The sequence below is a fragment of the Streptomyces sp. MUSC 14 genome (assembly GCF_001866675.1).
Classification (GTDB): Bacteria; Actinomycetota; Actinomycetes; order Streptomycetales; family Streptomycetaceae; genus Streptomyces.
On the sequence record NZ_MLYN01000074.1, the window covers coordinates 25,342 to 43,387 of the forward strand.

Here is an 18,046-nt window from a genome sequence, read left to right on the forward strand (position 1 = left end):
ACGTGGCCCGGGGGAGTGGGGCTACGAGCATCGACCGGGCGACGACCTATTACGCCGTAATAGAGCTGCTCGCTTCGCCGAAGTAGCCCGACAGCCGGTGACGTCCGGCGGTTCCTGACAGGGGGCGGGAGATCATGGTCGCGGACCGATCGGGGAACCGCGCTCGGGAAAGAAGCAGGGATAGGGGAGTCATGGTGGCGTTCCACGCATCCGCACTGGACGGTGTCGCCCGCAATCCGGCGCTGCCGACTCCGCTGCTGCTGCGCTTGCTGGCCTTCGACTGCGGCGGTGACGGTCCGCCCGGTCACGCCCTCCAGCGAGCCGGACTTCCCGAGCAGGCCGTCGCGGTGATCCTGGCCCACCCGGATCCGCGTGTCCGCATCGATTTCGCGATGAGCACCGGGGCCGAGCCTGCACAGCGGGCCCGGCTCGCGGACGACCCTTCCCCCAAGGTGCGGGCTGCTCTCGCGTACGGACCCGAGTGGCGCGTCCCGCGCACGGTGGTCGCGCCACTGCCGGACGCCGTATGTGGCCACTTGTGTGACGACCCGGATGCTTCCGTACGATCGGCTCTGCTGGACTCGCCCCACCTGGTGCCGTCGTTCGTGGCCTCGCTGGCTACGCACCACGATCCGGCGGCGCGCCGGGGCGCGGTGAGCGCATGGGAGATCCTGCCGCCGGGGGAGCGGTCAGCTCTGCTGGCCGACCCTGACCCCGAGGTGCGGAGGGCCGCCGCGCTGTGGGAGTGCCGACAAGACGCCCATGTCACCGCCGAACTCCTCCGCGATCCGAAGTCCGCAGCCGCGGCGCTGCGCCGCGGCCTCCTGCACCGCGCCGACGCCGAACGGTGCCTCGCCGAGCGGACGCACCTGGCTGCCCTCGCCGAGAATCCTTCCCTGCCCACCGACCTCGTGGAGCGCCTCGCCGTCGACCCGGACGAGGCCGTACGGCTCGCTGTCTCCCTCAGGCCTGAACTGGGAGAGACGCGGCGCATGGGGATCGACTTCACGGTGGGGGCTTTCGACAGGGGAGACGTCGAGTGGGTACGGGACGGGCTCGCCGACCCCGAGGTGCTGCGACGGGCCGCGACCTCCGCCCACCCGCTGCTCCGGCGCGCCGCCGCCCAGAGCCCCCACCTGCCGCCCGACCTCGTGCGTCTGCTCGCACGCACCGAAGACCCCTTGGTGGAGGACCTCTTGGGGAGGCACCACCCCGACACCCCGGAGGAGGTCCTGATGCGTGTGTACGCGCGGCTCGGTGGGACGTTCTCCGCCTGGATGGCGGAGACGCACCCCCGCTTCCCCCGCGAGGGGCTCGCCGCTCGCTACGCGGACCACCCGGACGGGAACTACCGTCGGCTGGCTGTCCGGGACCCGGCCGCCACGCCCGCATTGATCGAACGGCTCAGCCATGACCCCGCAGTCTGGACGCGCCAGGCGGCGGCAGGCGACCCACGCCTGCCGCTCCGCCGGCTCCGCGAGGCGCTTCATGTCCCTGAACTGGCCTCCAGCGCGGGGGCCAACCCGGCACTCCCCGAGGACGAGATGACCGCTGTCCTGGAACGGGCCGGTGTTCCCGCCTGACCGCTGCGCGGAGGTCGCCGTGGCGGTAGATCCGGTCGTCTGACGGCATCCGCATCACCGCCGGTACCGCCAGTGCGAGTTGGTGTGGGTGCCGTACTTGTATGCGACGGCCTCGAACGTGCAACGGTGGTCGGTTCATCGGTCGGTTCCGGAGTCCAGGGACCGACAGGGTCCACAGGGCCCCACAGGGCCTGTACCGGGGGACTGAAGGGACTGCGACCCTTTCGGTCCCTGACCTTCAGTCCCTGGTATTCATGCAGGTCAGAGGCATATTGCGAGACGAGAGAGGGACTGTAGGGACTGAAACGCGCAATTATGACGTAGAGAAGAGATGTGTTCAGATGCGCGCGCGCATACAAACACACATATACAAGTACAGCTCATAATTGCCGAGTTCAGTCCCTACAGTCCCTGATCCAGGGGGAGACAGGCCCCTGACCTGCAGTGATGCCCGCCCAACCCCCAGGGTCCGACCAACTTCACAGACCCTGCGCTTTGGTCCCTGGCTCCTTCGGTCCCTCGCCCCGCCCGCCGCCGCCCCAGGTCGCCCCTCAACAGACCAAAAGGGACTGTGCACTTCAGTCCCTTCAGCCCCTAGGGTGAGAGGTGCAGTGCCGAGGAGGGACCCAAGGGACCCATACACGCGAGAGAAGCGGCGCGGGGCCCGACGCACTCTCTTTTTCAGTAGGGTGGGCCGTACATTTTTTTCGCATCAGAGTCCCTTCGGTCCCTGACGGGGGCGAAAACTCCACGCCAGACGTGTGAAGTGATCAGGCAGACAGAGTGACGAGGACGATTCCCGTGCCGCGCGAAGGTGAGAGCCGCGACAGTGCGGCACCAGTCGTGCCCGGGTCCGCTCACGCTGTAGCGCGGTGGTGTGCCGCCCAGGGCTGGCCGGTCCATCCACTGGCCCCGGGGCGCAAGACTCCTGTCCGGAACTGCCCTGACTGCACAGGGAACAGGCACGAGCCGACGTCGTGCCCCTGCCTGCCCGCAGGACGCCCTTGTCACGGTTTCCACGCCGCCACCGCCGACCCCTCCCTCATCGAGCGCTGGTGGACCGCCACGCCCTCGGCAGGAGTGGGTGTCGCCTGTGGCCCCGCAGGGCTCGTCGTCATCGACGTGGACGCGCACCAGGCACCGGTGCCCGACCGGGGACACCTGCTCCCGGGGATCCCCATTCCCGAACAGGTACGACTTGACGGACTGGCTTCCGGTTTCGACACGTTGGCGTTGCTGGCTGCGTACCGGGGCGAGAACTCCCCCGCCGAGGACGCGAACACGTTGAGGGTGCGCACCCCTTCGGGCGGGCTGCATGTCTGGTACCGCAACCCCGACGACTCCGTCCGCTACAGGTGTTCGACCGGCTCCGCCCGGCACACCGCGCTCGCCTGGCAGGTGGACGTACGAGCCGACGGTGGTTACATCGTTGCTCCCGGGACCAGGACGCCGCAGGGCCTCTACCGTGCGGAAGGAACGACCCGGCGTCCGGCCGTGCTGCCCGAGTGGCTCCAGCGGGAACTGCGTCGTACGGGACATGTGATCGAGGCCCGGACCCCTGCCCCTACGCCTGCCGACCTGTCGGCCTCTCTCCCGGTCCCGCCCCCGGCCGGGCGGAGGACACGTGCGGCCGGGGGCGATCAGCTCATCGATCCGCTGATCGCCCTGGTCGCGGAGTGCGCCGCCGCACCGCAGGGGACCGGGTTCTCGGAGAAGCTGAACCGAGCGGCCTACACGGCCGGCGGGCTGGTCGCAGCGGGCCATCTGGAGCACGCCGCCATTCGTGACCGGCTCCTCCGTGTCGCCCAGTACGCCCGCCCTTGGCAGCAGTCCCGGAATGAAAAGATCGTCGACGACGCCCTTGCCGTAGGGTCCGTCCGCCCTCTCCACCTCAAAGGACGTCCATGAGCAGCAGCGCCGAAGGCTCGCCGCGTTTCGACCCGCAGGCCGCCGCTCAGCAGATGCTCGACCTGCAGGCGGCGGATCCGGTCGCCGGTCAGGCCCGGCTGCCCGCGCAGGGATACACGAACGTCTCCGTGCCGTCCCCGGGACATGGGGGAGCCGACCCGGCGCCGCTGATGCCTCCGTCCCTCTCGGACCGCGGGAACGCCCGCCTCTTCGTGCAGCAGCACCGCGACCAGTTCCGGCATGTGGAGGGCCTGGGCTGGTTCGCCTGGGACGGTTACCGGTGGAAGCGCGCGGGAGGGGAGAAGGCGGCGCTGTGGGCCGCCGGGGAGATGGCCGAGGACATGCCCGGCACCGACCCGCGTGGGGTCTTCAGTGACCGGGAACTCTCCCAGCACAAGCGCCGTACGCTGTCCACCACCGGTCTGAAGGCCCTGCTGACCCAGGCGAAGGCCTCGCCGGACATCTCGGTCGACCCCGACCAGCTGGACGGGGACCCCTACGCCCTGTGCACCCCCGTCGGAGTGGTCGACCTGCACAGCGGGCGCCTGCGCAAGGCCGACCCCACACGTGACTTCCACTCCCGGGCCACCAGCGTGGCCCCCCAGGAGATGGAGACCCCTCGCTGGCACCGGTTCCTCGCCGACACCTTCGGTGACGACGACGAGGGCCGGGAGATGATCGACTTCCTGCACCTGCTGCTCGGGTACTCCATCACCGGTGACGTGGGAGCCCAGGTTCTGCCCTTCCTGCACGGTGAGGGCAAGAACGGCAAGTCCGTGCTGCTCGACATCATGATCCAGATCCTCGGCGACTACGCGGACGCGGCCCCGCCGGGCTTCCTGATGGACCGTGGTGCCTTCTCCGAGCACTCCACCGAGCTGACCGAACTGCACGGCCGCCGCCTGGTCGTGTGCAGCGAGCTGAAGCCGAACGACAAGTTCGACGAGGCACGTGTCCGGCTCCTGACGGGCGGCGACAAGATCAAGGCCCGTCGGATGCGGCAGGACTACTTCTCGTTCACCCCGACCCACCACCTGTGGCTGCTGGGCAACCATCGCCCCGAAGTCTCCACGGGCGGCTTCGCGTTCTGGCGGCGCATCCGCCTGCTGCCGTTCACCCGGACCGTCCCGGCGCACCGCAGGATCGACAACCTCGCCTTCGAACTCGTCCGCGACGAGGGCCCGGGGATCCTGCAGTGGCTCATCCAGGGCGCGCAGCACTATCTGCTCACCAGGGACCCGCTGGAAGGTCCTGACCGGGTGCGTTTCGCCACGACGGCCTACGCCACCACCGAGGACCACATCGGCCGCTTCCTGGCCGAGTGCTGCACGCGCGACGGCGAATCCGGCAAGGACCTGCGGGTGGAACAGGGGCTGCTGTACTCGGAGTACAGCTCGTGGTGCAACGCCGGTGAGGGCATCCGGCCCGCGACGCCCCGAGCCTTCGCCAACCGTGTCCGCCAGGAGGTGGGCGTGGCCTCACCGACCGACATGATCAAGTCGAACGGCCGGAAGTACTATCCGGGCATCGCCCTGCTGGAGCACCCATGACGGCCGACTCCCGTCGGCTCTCACCACCACACGCCCTACACCGTGGTCGTCGTGCGCTTTACGATGGTGGGCGGGCCCCGGATACGGCGGCCCCCCGGCAGAGCGGGTCGCCACTCGGCGGCGGGCAGGCCGGGGCGAGACGGAAGGACGCCCGGCCATGTCCGATGGCCGGGGGAGCACGCCCATGAAGGAAAGGCTGCAGCCATGAGTTCGCTGTTGACCGAGAGCGACCTCATCCACGAGGCCGAGGTGGTGTGGCTGGAGAACCTCGAAGGGCTCGACTACGTCCGTCAGGCGCTGGACAAGACCAGGCGACGCAACACCAAGCCGCCGTACGCACGCGACGGACGCATGGTGGGCTACGCGCTGCTGGACGAGCACGCCTCCCCGGACCCGGACAGCGGCCTTTACAAGCGCCGGGTGTTCTTCCTGCTGCCCCACGACCGCGACAGCCTGCCCGACGGCCTGTACCGCGAGGGGGCCCCGGGAGAGGCGGTCGACCCGCGCACCATCACCCCGAAGAAGCCCGGAGCGAAGACCCCGAGATCCCAGAGCGGCTCCGGGTCTGTGGTCATAGCGACGTCGGCGCCCTGACTTGTGCCTGCGGCCCGACCTGAGCCGACAGCTTTCCACTACGAGGAAGGTGTCGACCTGACGGGAGTTTCGCGCAGGTTTCGTGCCGTCGGCTGTGTGTGAATGTCTGCACGCCAAGTGCCCCGCTCATGGGGCAGATTGAATGGGTTCTCTTGGCGGCTGGCGGGAGTGGGCCAGGGTACGTCGGTTTCGACGGCGGCGGTGTAGTCGACGCCGGGGACGGAGAAGCCGTAGAGGCGGCGGACTTCGTCGCTGAACCAGTCGAGTTCGGCTAGTTCGGTGATGGTGTCGCTGGTGGCGGTGCTCCAGCGTTCGGCGACCGCGTTCTGTACGGAGGGGGCGAGTTCCCAGGCGTCGTGGCGGATCCGGCCCTCGTCGTCGACGTCGAGGGGGCGGGCGCCGGTCAACTGTTCCCACAGTTCCACCAGCTGACCGATCGGAGCCACCATGGCGTCGCCGAGGACACCGCGCAGCAGCCCGACGTACAGGGCGATGCCGGGGATGGCGGTGGAGGACTGGGTGACGGCGGCGGCGTTGACCGAGGTCATGGCCCGGCCGCCCAGGGTCTTGCTGAGGCGCTCGTCCAGCGTGCGTGCGGTGGCTTCCAGATGTGACTTCGCGGCGCCGATGGTGCCTTGCCGGTAGATCGCCGCGGTGAGCGGTGATCCGATGTAGGAGAGGGCGGCGGTGGCGAATCCGTCGGCGAGCAGGGACCGTTCGGCCAGGAACGTGATCCACCGTTCCCAGTCGGTGCCGCCCATCACCGCCACGGTCTGCTCGATGTCGTCGCCCTCGGCCGGCGCGGTGGTGACCTCCTTCACCTCCGGGGCACCGTACTCGTCGAACACGAGGGTCTTGGTGGTGTACGGCGAGCCGATCGGCTTGAGGACCGAGGCATACACGTCGCCGGTGTCCGGGTCGGTGCGGCGCGGCGCGGCCACCGAGTAGATCAGGAAGTCGAGGCGTCCCCCGAACCGCTCGGCGAGGAGGTCGGCAACCTGCTCCTTCACCGTGTCGCTGAACGCATCGCCATTGAGGAAGACCATGTCCCGCCCGTGTTGTCGGGCGAGTTGGGCGGTGGCCGCGGTGCGGTACCAGCCGGCTGTGCCGGTGCGCCGCCCGGGCGCCTTCTCGAAGCACACGCCGATGCCACGGATACCGACACGGGCCAGGCCCGCGATCGTAGCGGCCAGGCCATACCCGGAGGACGAGCCGATGACCAGAGCCACCGGCCCTTCGCCCCCGGTGGGGACCGGGGCGGTGACCGGTGCGGGGACGGCCTGCCACATCTCGTCCACCAGCTGTCGGCAGCCACCAGGATGGGAGTCGAGGAACAGGAAGCCCCGGCTCTTGGGCGCAATGACGCGTTCGCTCACGGTGTGGTGTCCCAGGTGTCGTCACGGACAAGGACGCGGTGGCCGCCTCGGCCACCCCGTCCTGCAAGTCTGCGGCGGCACGCCTGAGCACAGTGATCTTGACCGGCACAACGATGTCCAGCCGGGCTTGGAGGGATCCTCCTAGCTCTGGCGGGGACAGCCGGCGACATCCAAGTCCCCTCTTGCGGGGCAGAACCGAACTGAACCTGAGGCGTGCTCCAGGTCGATCCACGCGGAGGGCGCCCGCCCTGCGGAGGCGAGATCCATGGCACGGGGACCGGCTTGCGCATGACCCGGTCCGAGCGCATCCGCCCGAGGACCTCGACCGGTGGCCCGTGCAGCAGGACGGTGGCGTGCGGCCTTCCGGACCAGGACAACGATCAAGGCCGGGTGAGTCTCGCGGCCACGGCGTCGAGGACCCAGTCCAGGCCGGTCGCGAAGGACGTCTCGGCGTCCACGTCCGTGGCGTCGTGCACGGCCTTGGCCAGCGCCGGGAAGCGGCCCGTGGCCAACATCCTCGTCACATGCGGACCCGAGGCGCGCTGCCAGTCGCGCTCGGACAGGCCCGTGGCGCGCTCGGCCCGCAGGTTCGCGATCTCACGCCTGATCGCGCCGGTGAAGTAGGAGCTGACCGTCTCCACGGCGCGCATGACGGTGTCGATGTCGGCGAGGCCGTCGAGGGCGGCCAGCGTGGCCTCGGTCACGGCGAGGCCGTTCGGGCCCAGGGTCGGGCGGCCGCCGAGCAGGTCGGCCAGCCATTCGTGACGGAGAGCGGCCCGCCTGGTGCGGTGGGCGAGGGTGCGCAGTGCCTCCCGCCAGTCACCGGGCCGCTCCTCGGGGAGGATCTCGGCCTGGACCTCGTCCACCATGAGGTCGAACAGCTCCTGCTTGGTGGAGATGTATCCGTACAGCCGCATCGGTCCGGCGTTCAGCCGGGCGGCGACCTTGCGCAACGACACCGCCTCCAGCCCGCCCTCGTCGGCCAGCGTGATGGCGGCGGCGACGATCCGCTCCCGGTCGAGCGGCACGGGGCGAGCCGGCGGCTCCGGCCGGTCCCACACAGTCATGCTCACATCGTACTGTTGCGATGCATCGTATTGGACCAATACAGTGTATCGACATGAGACATCGCATCGCCGTGGTCGGGGGCGGCCCCGCCGGACTCACCTTCGCCCGTGTCCTGCACCGCCATGGTCACCCCGCAGCCGTCTTCGAACGCGATCCCGCCCCCGACGCCCGCCCGCCGGGCGGCACGCTGGACCTGCACGAAGGTCTGGGCCAGGTCGCACTGGAGAAGGCGGGGCTGCTGGCGGAGTTCCAGGCGCTGTCCCGCCCCGAGGGGCAGGCCATGCGCATCCTGGACGTGGACGGGACCGTCCTGCGCGACTGGCGACCCCGCCCGGATGAGCGGGCCAATCCCGAGATCGACCGCGGGCAACTCCGTGACCTGCTGCTCGGCCCACTCGACGTCCAGTGGGGCCGGGGCGTGACGCGGGTGGTGCCGGGGACCCGGGACGGCGTGCTGGTCCATTTCGCGGACGGGCGGCAGGAGACGTTCGACCTCGTGATCGGCGCGGACGGCGCCTGGTCCCGGATCCGCCCGGCAGTCTCGTCGGTGACGCCGCACTACACCGGCGTCACCTCGGTCGAGACCTCTCTCGACGACGTCGACACCCGCCACCCCGGCCTCGCCCGGTTGATCGGCGACGGTTCCGTGGCCGCGTACGGCGTGAACCGCTCCCTCGGCGCCCAGCGCAACAGCGGCGGCCACGTCAAGGTGTACGCCAAGTTCCGCGCGTCGCCGGACTGGCACGCGGGCCTGGACCTGGCCGACGTCGAGGCCGTGCGATCGAGCCTGCTGGGGCTGTTCGACGGCTGGGCCGCGCCCGTCCTGGACCTCCTGCGCCACGGCACCGCGTTCGTCCACCGCCCCCTCTACGCCCTGCCCGTGTCCCACACCTGGGCCCACGTCCCCGGGGTGACGCTCCTGGGCGACGCGGCCCACCTGATGCCCCCGTTGGGGGCGGGCGCGAACCTAGCGATGCTGGAAGGCGCCGAACTCGCCGAGTCCATCGCCACCGGACCTGGCGATCTGGACGAGGCCGTCCGCGCCTTCGAGGAACAGATGTGGGCACGGGCCGGCAGGTGGGCGAAGATCACGACGGCTGGTCTGGAACGCCTCGTGAGCCCGGACCCCGCCGAGGCCCTCGCCCTCTTCGACCAGGTCCAGCCATCCTGACCGCCGAGTTCAAGACCATCACCCTCTGACTCCGCCGTACTCGCGGCCGATGCCGCCCGCCTTGAAGTCGCCGCCTTCAGAAAGGCGTTGGCCTGCCGGGGTCAGGCTGGGCCGTCCGGCCCGGGTGAGCCACCCCGCCGAACGGTTCTCCGTCGAGAGCAGCCGCGCGATCTTCTCCGCGTTCTCCGCGCGCAACGCGTTGAAGCGGTGAAGCGCCGCAGGCCCGGCGCCTCAGACGATCTGGGCCTCGATATGGGCGAGTTGGGCGGCGAGGATCTCTTCGAACGCGGCGCGGCGGTCTGCGCCGAGGGGGCGTACGTCGCGGGCGAAGTAGGCCAGAGCGGGGAAGCGTTCGGGGTCGGCGCCGAGGACGGCGACGCGGAACTGCTCCATGCCCTGTTCGTACTCCTTGGGGGTGATGGTGCTGACGCCGGCCTCGGAGGAGATCAGTGCGGCGAGGAGGATCACGATGCGGTGGTAGCGCACCGGGATCTCCTGGTCGGGGAGGCCGGACGTGCGCAAGGCCTGCAGCACCTCCTCCATGACCAACCGGGATCCGTTGCCACCGGACCCGTACCGTCCCCAGATCACGGCGAGTTGAGGTTGTTCGCCGAAGGCCTCGCGCAGGTGCAGGGCCATCGTGGTGACGCGCTGCTTCCAGTCGCCCTCGGGGCGGTAGCCGTCCATGGCGGCCAGCAGGATCCGGTCGGCGACCGCGCGCATCAGTTCCGTCTTGTTGCGGAAGTGCCGGTAGAGGCTGGAGGAGTCGGTCCCGAGCGCCGCGGCGAGCTTGCGCACGCTGAACGACTCGGCGTCGCTCGTGCGCAGCAGTTCCGCCGCCGTGTCCAGGATCTCCTCGGTCGACCATCGTCGTCGGCCAGTCATCTCGCCCCTCTCGTCCAGACTCAGCCTAACCTATGCACTTGCTGATGCACGCACTGCGTGCATAATGAGGGCAACGTAGATGCCACAGGTAACGCACCGTCCGACCACAACGGCACGGCCGGCATCCGGCCGGGCGGGGGAGAGGGACACATGAGCGAGAGCGCCACCGAGACCAGCGGCGAGGCCACGACCACGACACGGCCGCCGGAGCCGGACTTCTCGGCGATCACGACCGAGGAACTGCTCGCCTACCGCAACGCGGAGAACCGCTTCCGGGCCTCCGGCGCGGCGCGGACGATCCTCGGAGAGCCGGACCCCGGCGCCGCGATCGGCTGGCAGGAGATCGCGCTGCCCGGCCGCGACCTCCCGGTCCGGGTGTACCGGCCGGCCCCGACGGAAGACGGCGAGGCCGCGGCCCGGACCGGGCTGCCGCTCGTGGTCCATGTCCACGGAGGCAGCTTCGTGGGCACGGCGGTGCAGTGCGACTGGGCCAACAGCCACCTCGCCGCCCGCCTGCCCGCCCTCGTGGTCTCGGTCGAGCACCGCCTCGTCGCCCCGGACAGCCCGCTCGCGAACGCCGCCGACGACGGCTGGGACGTGCTCGACCACGTGGTGCGGCACGCCGAGCAGTGGGGTGCCGACCCGGCGCGTACGGCCGTGTTCGGCGAGAGCTGCGGCGCGCTGATCAGCGCCCTGTCGGCCGTCCGGGCCCGGGAGTCCGGCCTGGAGCTCAGGGCGCAGGTGCTGGTCAACCCCGCGGTCGACGTGACCGAGTCGATGTACGACTACCCCTCGATCGCCGAGTACGCATACAGCCCGACCCGCGCCCTGCCGCAACTGCGGCTCTTCCAGCGGCTCTCCGTCCCGCCGGGAACCGACGCGCGCGCCGTCTCGCCGCTGTACGCCGACGACGTGAGCGGGCTTGCCCCGGCGCTCGTGGTGGTGCCCACCCAGGACGCGGTCGCCGATCACGGCCGCCGCTACGCCGAGCGGCTGCGCGCGGCCGGGACACCCGTGCGGCTTTCCGAATACCCGGGCGCGAAGCACGCGTTCCTCGCCCTGCCCGGCGTGGAACCGCAGGCCGAGGCCGCCCGGGCGGAGATCCTCCAGTTCCTCCGCGCGGCTCTGGCGAAGTGAGGAGGGGCGATGCACGCCACCACCCTCGGACCCGGTGGGCCGGCGGTCTCCCGACTCGGCCTCGGCTGCATGAGCATGACCGGCAGCTACGGCCCGGCCGACCCGCACGAGGCCGCGGCCACGCTGCTGGAGGCCCTCGACCGCGGCGTCACCATGTTCGACACCGGCGACTTCTACGGCGACGGGGCGAACGAGGAACTCCTCGGCCAGACCCTCGCACCGCACCGCGACCGCGCCGTGCTGGCGACCAAGACCGGAGTCCGTCGCACCGCCGAAGGCCTGGTCCCCGCCGGTTCGCCCGACGAGCTGCGGCGCGCCTGCGAAGCCTCGTTACGTCGGCTGCGCACCGACCACATCGACCTGTACTACCTCGCCCGCCTCGACCCCGCCGTCCCCGTCGAGGAGTCCGTCGGCGCTCTGGCCGAACTGGTCGCCGAGGGCAAAGTGGGCCACATCGGCCTGTCCGAAGTCTCGGCCGCCACCCTCCGCCGCGCCCACGCCGTCCATCCGGTCAGCGCCGTCCAGACCGAGTACTCGCTGTGGGAACGCCATGTCGAGAACGACATCCTGCCCACGATCCGCGCTCTCGGCGCCACCCTGGTCGCCTACAGCCCTCTCGGCCGTGGCCTGCTCACCGGGGCCGTCCGCACCACCACGCGCTACGTACCCGGCGACTTCCGCGCCACCGCCCCCCGCTACAACGGCGCCGACCTCCAGGCCAACCTGGCCATCGTCGACGCCATCACCCACCTCGCCGCCGTCAGGAGCGCCACCCCTGCCCGGATCGCCCTCGCCTGGCTCCTCACCCGCGGCAGCGATGTGGTCCCCATCCCCGGCAGCTCCCGCCGCCCGCACCTGCGCGACAACCTGGCCGCCCTCGACCTGCGCCTGACCGCCACCGACCTGCGCGACATCGACGCCGCCGTCCCCGACACCGGAGCCCGGGGCGCCCGATACGGCGACCACGGCATCGGCCTGATCGACCGATGAAGGAAAGAACGAAGAAGGACAGTGCGAAGGGAGAAGCACTCCGATGACGAAACCATCCCATGCGCGAGGGGCGCTCGCAGCGATGTACGCGGGCCTCGCGCTCACCGTCCTCGCGACGATCGCCACGTACGTCGACCGCAGCACCACCCATCTGCTGGCCGACCACATCCGCGCCGGCTATCCCGCCTACCCCCAGGCGCGGGTCGACTCGGCCGTCACCACCTACCTGGTCGTGTTGTCCGTCGTCGGAGCGCTCGGCGTCCTCGCCTGGCTCGTGACGGCCTGGGCCGTCACGGCGGGCAGGCGGTGGGCTCGCCCCGCCGTGACCGCGATGTTCCTGCTCGGCACCGGCGTCGGACTGACCGGGCTGCTCACCAAGGACACCTCCGGCACGACCGGCCTGCCCCCGGCGCTGGGCTGGGCCGGAATGATTCCCTGCCTGGCAGGCTTTGTCGCGGTCGCACTGCTGTGGCGTAGACCGCGACTGACGTGACGTCGGCTCCGTATGACGTCCGTACGACCCCGTACACCCATGGAGGAAACACCGTGCAGCGCATCGGCATCATCGGAGTGGGAGAGATCGGCCGGGCCATCGTCGAGGGCCTGTGTGGCGAGGGTGCTACGTCGCCGGGCGTCTTCCTCTCTCCCCGGGGGGCCCGCGCAGCCGCCGAACTGTCCGAGCGCTACGCGGGTGTCCGGGTGTGCGCCGACAACCAGGAGGTGGTGGACCGCTCCGAGCTGGTGATCATCGCCGTGCGCGGCCAGGACCACCACGAGGCCCTCGCCGGGCTGGAGTTGGACGACGACAAGACCGTGGTCAGCCTGATGGCCGGCGTCGCCATCGACGACCTGCGCCGGACCCTCGCCACCAGCGCCCCGATCGTCCGGGCCATCCCGCTGCCGGCGGTGCGCGAGCGCCGCTCCGTCACCGTGACCTGCCCCTCTGCCCCGGCGGTGGACGCCTTCTTCGAGCAGCTGGGCGGAGCGCTTCCCGTCGCGGACGAAAGCGCCTTCAACGTCTACTCCGCACTGACCGGGACGCTCACCGCCCACTACGGCTACCTCGCCACGCTCACCTCATGGGCCGCCGGCCAGGGCATCGCCTCCGACACCGCCGACCGGTATGTGCGCGGCCTCTTCCAGAACGTCGGCCGCTCCCTGGACGACGGGACCCGCCCGCTGCACCGACTCGCCGCCGACCACGAGACACCCGGAGGGAACAACGAGCGCATCCGCACCACCTGGTTCGATGCGGCGAACGCGGCAGCCCTCAGGGAGGCGCTGGACGGCCTTCTCGCCGATCTGAGGTAAGAGCGCCCGGCTGGACGCACGTTCAGCCCGGAACGCCCGACGATCGCAACGGCTCAGCGGATCCGGCGTAAGCGGAAGGTGACAGAACCGCTGCGCCGTTGTGGCGTGGTGCGGCCGTCGTCCTTGCCGTTGGAGCAAGCGGAACGTTCCTGGGAACGCGCCTCATGTACGTGACGTCAATGAGGCGCGCTCTCCGGGACGTCAGGTCGCGGCGCGGCGCAGCGGGACGACGACCCTCTCGCCCATGCGCTTGGGGTCGAGGCGGTAGTACTTGATGTGACCGATGCGCTCGGTCTCCTCCAGCCAGCCGGCCTCGATGACCTGCTTGCGGGTGCGGGAGAAGACCGGCGGGGCCATGCCGACGAGCTTGGCCAGGTTGGCGGCGGTCTCCAGGACGGCGCCGGACCGGTCGGTCGGGTGGAGGGCGTACAGCATGACGACGAGACGCTGGTTGGCGCTCATGCCGGCCGTCTTCTCAAGCAGTTCGAGGTTCTTCTGCTTGTCGTCGCTGCTGATCACTGGGCCTCCCACCGTGCAGGAATGTTGTCGTTGAATCCGGGGATGTCCGGCGGGTTGCACGTCTTTACGGCTTCACGCTGCTCGATCCCTGTGCCGTGGAAGGCGATGTACGGGCTGATCCGGTACAGATTGTAGTTGCCGATACGGCCCCGCACGACCAGGATGCGGTGTTTGGCCAATTTCCTGTTGATCTTTCCAACGGCGTCTGTGGACATCCCTACACGTTTGGCGATGTCCGCACCGGTGGCGCGCAACGGTTCCATGCCCTCGGGCGACACGCCGATCCACCAGAGGATGAGGAACTTCTGACTGGGTGTGAACGCCTTGGACTCGGTGATCGCCTCGACGCGGGCCTTGTCGACTTGGGTGTGCCTCCCGGAGAAGGCATACGGCGCATAGGGGACCGGCTCGCCCGTGTCGGCGTCGACGAGTCTGCGAAGTGCTCCCAACGGGCCCTCCGAGTAAGGGGGGGTGCTTGGCGGTCAATGAGGGACGACCCCTGAGGCCGACCAGATGAACCTAACGTACATGAGCAGGAAGTCAATTAAGTCCGCCTGTCGGCCGTGTCGGATGTCGTCACGCTCAACGCCCGCACCCCTGCGACGCGGACGCTCCCGGCCCTGCTTATGTACGTCACGTCAATCTGCCACGCCTGTAGGAACCGGGTACTCAGTTCCTGTGGACGTGGTGCCAGTTTCTACGATCGTGGTGGCAGTCGACAGGATCGTGGTGCCCGGTTCCCAGGGACCGGGTGTACGTCCGTGGGATCTGGGTACTCGGTTCCGTCGATCGCCCTCCGCTGTTGCAGGAACTGCCTGGCAGTTCCTGGGATCTGGGCCATCTCTGGTGTTTCTGCAGGTCAAGTGGCGTTTGTCGAGTGCGCTCTCTTACCCTTGTCAACGGTCGGCAAGTCCGTTCCCGGATCATCCGCTTTGGTACCGAACAGTGGGATCAACCGACCTCGGCCCCGCAGCGGGTGCGCCACGCTCGTCCCGCGCTCCACCCCGGGTCGAGCCATCGTCCAGCGCGCGGCCGACAGCGGGGCCGCGGACCCACGACCCCGCTGCTTCCCGGCGCGTACGGCATCCGGCACGACGAAACGGATGCGCGCCGGGAAGTGGCGGGGCAGCGGGGTCCAGGGGCCGGCGAAGGCCCCTGGTACCACGCAGCCCCGCCACGTGGGTGGACAACGGGGGGGTGGGACGCCGACGGACGGTGCCGCACGGGCGAGGAGGTGCGCAGGGTCTGTGACCCGCACCTGGAAACGGACGGCGGGAGGAGAGGTCTGGGCCAGAAGCACGTGAACGAAAAGCAGCCCAACTAACGTGTCGATGCTTGTAAGAATCGCAGACGTTAGTAAGGTGTCGTCCATGAGTTCGCCAGCCACGTCCAGCGACCGCGAGAAGGTCGTCTCCAAGCTGCCGGGATGGCTCCGGCAGAACCTCAAAGTCCGGGCCGCCCAGCACGGCGTCGAGATCCAGGCGGCCGTCGAGCAGGGCATCCGGGACTGGTGCACCCTCGCCTTCACTCCTGCCGCCGTCGACACCTCCCGCTCCGACTCGTTCTCCACCTTCCTGCCGCCCGGCCAGTGGGACGAGTTCCGCGACATCGCCGGCGAGCGCCGGGTCTCGCTCATCCAGGGCCTGGCGCAGTCGGTCCAGCTGTGGCTCGACTCCAACCCGGCACCTGACGTCGAACGGCCCGAGAACACCCGCCGCATCATCGTGTGCAACCAGAAGGGCGGCGTGGGCAAGACCGCGATCACCGCGGGCGTCGGTGAGGCGCTCGCCGAGGACGCCAACAGCCTGCACGCGGTGCGCGTGGCCAAGGCGCTCGCCGAAGCCCTGCGGGCGAGCGAGGCCCACGCCGACGACATGCCGGGCGGCGAGGACCCGCTGAACATCGAGAGCCTGCCCGGGATCGGACTGCGGGTCCTGCTGGTCGACTTCGACCCTCAGTGCCACCTCACCAATCAACTCGGGGCGGCGCCCGTCCCGATGAACGGCGACAGTCTCACCAACCACATGGCGGGTGACCCGAAGGGTGACCTGCGCGACCTCATCGTCTCCATCGACGACGAGACTTTCGAGGGCCGGCTCCACCTGCTGCCCGCCTGCAACGACGCCTTCCTGCTCGACGTCCGCCTCTCCGCCGTACGCGCGAGGGAAGCGGCGTTGGAGCGCGCGCTCGCCCCGCTGGAGAACGACTACGACGTGATCCTCGTCGACTGCCCGCCGAGCCTCGGTCTGAGCATGGACGCCGCGGCGTACTACGGCCGGCGGCGCGACGGTGAGAAGCTCGGCCAGTCCGGGGCGCTGATCGTGGTGCAGGCCGAGGACAGCTCTGCGGACGCCTACGAGCTGCTCACCACCCAGATCGACGATCTGCGCGGTGACCTCCAGGTCGACATCGACTACCTCGGGATCGTGGTCAACCTCTACGACTCGCGCCGCGGCTTCATCGCCACCTCCTCGCTGCAGGGGTGGGTCGACATAAAGGATCCCCGGGTCGTCGGACTCATCGGCGACCTCAAGGAACAGAAGGAAGCGGTCCGGATGAAGCGGCCCTTGCTGTCCTACGCCCCCAAGTCGCAGCAGGCGATCGGGATGCGCGCGCTGGCCAGGGAGATCGTATGAGCAAGGCCGATCAGCTGGGCGCCGGACGCTTCGGCGGGGGAGTGCGCCCGGTCAGCGCACGCCGCCAGGCCGTGGCCGCCGCCACCGGGGTGCCCACCGAGGGCGTCGCCCCGCCCACCGAACTCCCGCCGCACCGCGTGAGCCTCAACCCGGACAACCCCCGCTCCAGCCTCGGTGATCTGACCGACCTGGCGGGCAGCCTGGCGACGCACGGACAGAAGCAGGCGATCACGGTCATGAACCGGGACGCCTACATCAAGGCCAACCCCGAGCGCGAGGCCGACCTCGAACCGGACACCACCCACGTCGTGATCGACGGCAGCAGCCGTCTCGCCGCCGCCCGTGAGGTGCGGCTGGCCGCCGTCAGGGTGATGGTGAGTGACGACCAGGGCGCCAACTCCGAGGAACTGCTGGAGTCGGCCCTGGTCGCCAACATCCACCGGCAGGACCTCGGAGAACTCGACGAAGCCCGGGCCCTGCGGCGGCTGTTGGCGATCCACGGCAGCCAGACCGCACTGTCGAAGCGGCTCCATCGTTCCCAGGGCTGGGTGTCACAGCGCCTCGCCCTGCTGAACCTGACCCCCGAACTGCAGGGCCGCATCGGGGCGGAACCCATCGACCTGCTGCGGGCCGTGGCCAACAAGCCGGTGGAGAACCAGGAAACGGCGCTGCGGGAGCTCAAGGAGGAGCGGGCCCGGCGCGAGGAGGAGAAGCGCAGCCGGAAGAAGCCACCGGAGAGTCCCGAAAGCCCTGAGGGGCCGGACAGGCCGACGGGTTCGGCGAGTTCGGAGAGTCCGGAGCCGGAGCGCGAAGTGCTCGCGCGGGAGGCACCGACACCGGCGGTGGCCGTCGCGGAGCAGCCGGATGAGCCCGAGGGCCGCCATGGCACCGGAGGCGACACCGAAGCGGGCATGCACGTCGCTCAGGCACCGGTTGCCGACGAGGCGGACGCGCAGCAGCCGGTACCGGAGCCGCGGGCGGAAGCGCCCGTCTCCCGGCAGCGGGCGGACAGCCAGTCCGGCGCCCGGGTACGCACGGTGCCGTACAACGAACCCGGCACCCTCGCCATGCTCCTGGACCGGAACATCGAGAACGACGACATCTTCTTCGACCTGCTCCGGTTCCTGAGCAGGAAGGGACGCGACCGGGATCCCTCCCGGTTCGCGGAGCTGGCCCGGTCCTTCGCCGCAGACGCCGAACAAGCGGCGGGACAGACGGGCAACGAGGTCTGACCGAGAGTCGCTTGAGTCGCTTCAGTCGCTTGGAGTGCGGTCGCCCGGGGTGGGGATCGGCGAACAGCGACTGAAGGACAGCGACT

Annotated in this window: 16 protein-coding genes; 11 read left to right on the forward strand and 5 right to left on the reverse strand. The window is 70.0% G+C overall.

What is annotated here, in order from left to right; all coding sequences use genetic code 11:
* The first annotated feature begins 191 nt into the window (after window positions 1-191).
* The 4 genes from BIV25_RS39280 (at window position 192) to BIV25_RS39295 (ending at window position 5,635) form a co-directional block, all read left to right on the forward strand.
* The gene (locus BIV25_RS39280) at window positions 192-1,583 is read left to right on the forward strand and encodes a Mucin-2 (RefSeq protein WP_071377340.1); all 1,392 of its coding nucleotides are present in this window, start codon (window positions 192-194) and stop codon (window positions 1,581-1,583) included.
* Between the two features lie 843 nt (window positions 1,584-2,426).
* Window positions 2,427-3,491, forward strand: coding sequence for a bifunctional DNA primase/polymerase (locus BIV25_RS39285; protein ID WP_071377341.1), 1,065 nt, complete (start codon window positions 2,427-2,429; stop codon window positions 3,489-3,491).
* Complete coding sequence (locus BIV25_RS39290) at window positions 3,488-5,041, forward strand: phage/plasmid primase, P4 family (RefSeq protein WP_071377342.1); 1,554 nt, start codon at window positions 3,488-3,490, stop codon at window positions 5,039-5,041. Before BIV25_RS39285 ends, BIV25_RS39290 begins: the two co-directional genes overlap by 4 nt.
* Window positions 5,042-5,245: 204 nt before the next feature.
* On the forward strand, window positions 5,246-5,635 hold the full coding sequence (locus BIV25_RS39295) for a DUF6009 family protein (RefSeq protein ID WP_071377343.1): 390 nt from the start codon (window positions 5,246-5,248) through the stop codon (window positions 5,633-5,635).
* A gap of 38 nt (window positions 5,636-5,673) precedes the next feature.
* On the opposite strand, the gene fabV is transcribed toward BIV25_RS39295, so the two are convergent.
* Both fabV and BIV25_RS39305 read right to left on the reverse strand, forming a co-directional pair.
* Window positions 5,674-7,011 (reverse strand): enoyl-[acyl-carrier-protein] reductase FabV, encoded by a 1,338-nt coding sequence (gene fabV / locus BIV25_RS39300; RefSeq protein ID WP_107486612.1) that lies wholly within the window; start codon window positions 7,009-7,011, stop codon window positions 5,674-5,676.
* Between the two features lie 380 nt (window positions 7,012-7,391).
* Window positions 7,392-8,078: a TetR/AcrR family transcriptional regulator gene (locus BIV25_RS39305; RefSeq protein ID WP_071377344.1), complete on the reverse strand. Its 687-nt coding sequence runs from the start codon at window positions 8,076-8,078 to the stop codon at window positions 7,392-7,394.
* 53 nt (window positions 8,079-8,131) lie between these two features.
* On the opposite strand from BIV25_RS39305, the gene BIV25_RS39310 reads away from it, so the two are divergent.
* A complete protein-coding gene (locus BIV25_RS39310; protein ID WP_071377345.1) occupies window positions 8,132-9,250 on the forward strand; it encodes an NAD(P)/FAD-dependent oxidoreductase in 1,119 nt (372 codons plus the stop codon).
* A gap of 231 nt (window positions 9,251-9,481) precedes the next feature.
* Here the strand turns inward: BIV25_RS39310 and BIV25_RS39315 are convergent, their stop codons facing one another.
* Window positions 9,482-10,135, reverse strand: coding sequence for a TetR/AcrR family transcriptional regulator (locus tag BIV25_RS39315; protein WP_071377346.1), 654 nt, complete (start codon window positions 10,133-10,135; stop codon window positions 9,482-9,484).
* Between the two features lie 150 nt (window positions 10,136-10,285).
* Here BIV25_RS39315 and BIV25_RS39320 point away from each other — a divergent pair, with 150 nt between their 5' ends.
* The 4 genes from BIV25_RS39320 to BIV25_RS39335 are packed head-to-tail and all read left to right on the forward strand — an operon-like array spanning window position 10,286 to window position 13,573.
* A complete protein-coding gene (locus tag BIV25_RS39320) occupies window positions 10,286-11,272 on the forward strand; it encodes an alpha/beta hydrolase (RefSeq protein WP_071377347.1) in 987 nt (328 codons plus the stop codon).
* Between the two features lie 9 nt (window positions 11,273-11,281).
* Complete coding sequence (locus BIV25_RS39325) at window positions 11,282-12,262, forward strand: aldo/keto reductase (protein ID WP_071377348.1); 981 nt, start codon at window positions 11,282-11,284, stop codon at window positions 12,260-12,262.
* Between the two features lie 43 nt (window positions 12,263-12,305).
* Window positions 12,306-12,755, forward strand: coding sequence for a hypothetical protein (locus BIV25_RS51715; RefSeq protein ID WP_177235578.1), 450 nt, complete (start codon window positions 12,306-12,308; stop codon window positions 12,753-12,755).
* A gap of 53 nt (window positions 12,756-12,808) precedes the next feature.
* Window positions 12,809-13,573: an NAD(P)-binding domain-containing protein gene (locus BIV25_RS39335; RefSeq protein WP_071377349.1), complete on the forward strand. Its 765-nt coding sequence runs from the start codon at window positions 12,809-12,811 to the stop codon at window positions 13,571-13,573.
* 201 nt (window positions 13,574-13,774) lie between these two features.
* On the opposite strand, the gene BIV25_RS39340 is transcribed toward BIV25_RS39335, so the two are convergent.
* A complete protein-coding gene (locus BIV25_RS39340; RefSeq protein WP_071377413.1) occupies window positions 13,775-14,089 on the reverse strand; it encodes a replication initiation protein, RepL2 in 315 nt (104 codons plus the stop codon).
* Window positions 14,089-14,541 (reverse strand): MarR family transcriptional regulator, encoded by a 453-nt coding sequence (locus BIV25_RS39345; RefSeq protein ID WP_071377350.1) that lies wholly within the window; start codon window positions 14,539-14,541, stop codon window positions 14,089-14,091. The genes BIV25_RS39340 and BIV25_RS39345 overlap by 1 nt, the downstream gene beginning before the upstream one ends.
* A 921-nt stretch (window positions 14,542-15,462) precedes the next feature.
* Here BIV25_RS39345 and BIV25_RS39350 point away from each other — a divergent pair.
* A complete protein-coding gene (locus BIV25_RS39350) occupies window positions 15,463-16,728 on the forward strand; it encodes a ParA family protein (protein ID WP_071377351.1) in 1,266 nt (421 codons plus the stop codon).
* Entirely contained in the window at window positions 16,725-17,960 is a 1,236-nt protein-coding gene (locus BIV25_RS39355; RefSeq protein WP_071377352.1) for a ParB/RepB/Spo0J family partition protein, read from the forward strand. Before BIV25_RS39350 ends, BIV25_RS39355 begins: the two co-directional genes overlap by 4 nt.
* Window positions 17,961-18,046 lie beyond the last annotated feature (86 nt).

Excerpts from the sequence above, each read along its gene's own strand:
- BIV25_RS39315 (WP_071377346.1), bottom strand. The coding sequence starts at position 10,135 with ATGACTGGCCGACGACGATGGTCGACCGAGGAGATCCTGGACACGGCG.
- BIV25_RS39325 (WP_071377348.1), top strand. The coding sequence starts at position 11,282 with ATGCACGCCACCACCCTCGGACCCGGTGGGCCGGCGGTCTCCCGACTC.
- BIV25_RS39290 (WP_071377342.1), top strand. The coding sequence starts at position 3,488 with ATGAGCAGCAGCGCCGAAGGCTCGCCGCGTTTCGACCCGCAGGCCGCC.
- BIV25_RS39310 (WP_071377345.1), top strand. The coding sequence starts at position 8,132 with ATGAGACATCGCATCGCCGTGGTCGGGGGCGGCCCCGCCGGACTCACC.
- BIV25_RS39280 (WP_071377340.1), top strand. The coding sequence starts at position 192 with ATGGTGGCGTTCCACGCATCCGCACTGGACGGTGTCGCCCGCAATCCG.
- BIV25_RS51715 (WP_177235578.1), top strand. The coding sequence starts at position 12,306 with ATGACGAAACCATCCCATGCGCGAGGGGCGCTCGCAGCGATGTACGCG.
- BIV25_RS39305 (WP_071377344.1), bottom strand. The coding sequence starts at position 8,078 with ATGACTGTGTGGGACCGGCCGGAGCCGCCGGCTCGCCCCGTGCCGCTC.
- BIV25_RS39350 (WP_071377351.1), top strand. The coding sequence starts at position 15,463 with ATGAGTTCGCCAGCCACGTCCAGCGACCGCGAGAAGGTCGTCTCCAAG.
- BIV25_RS39355 (WP_071377352.1), top strand. The coding sequence starts at position 16,725 with ATGAGCAAGGCCGATCAGCTGGGCGCCGGACGCTTCGGCGGGGGAGTG.
- BIV25_RS39295 (WP_071377343.1), top strand. The coding sequence starts at position 5,246 with ATGAGTTCGCTGTTGACCGAGAGCGACCTCATCCACGAGGCCGAGGTG.
- BIV25_RS39320 (WP_071377347.1), top strand. The coding sequence starts at position 10,286 with ATGAGCGAGAGCGCCACCGAGACCAGCGGCGAGGCCACGACCACGACA.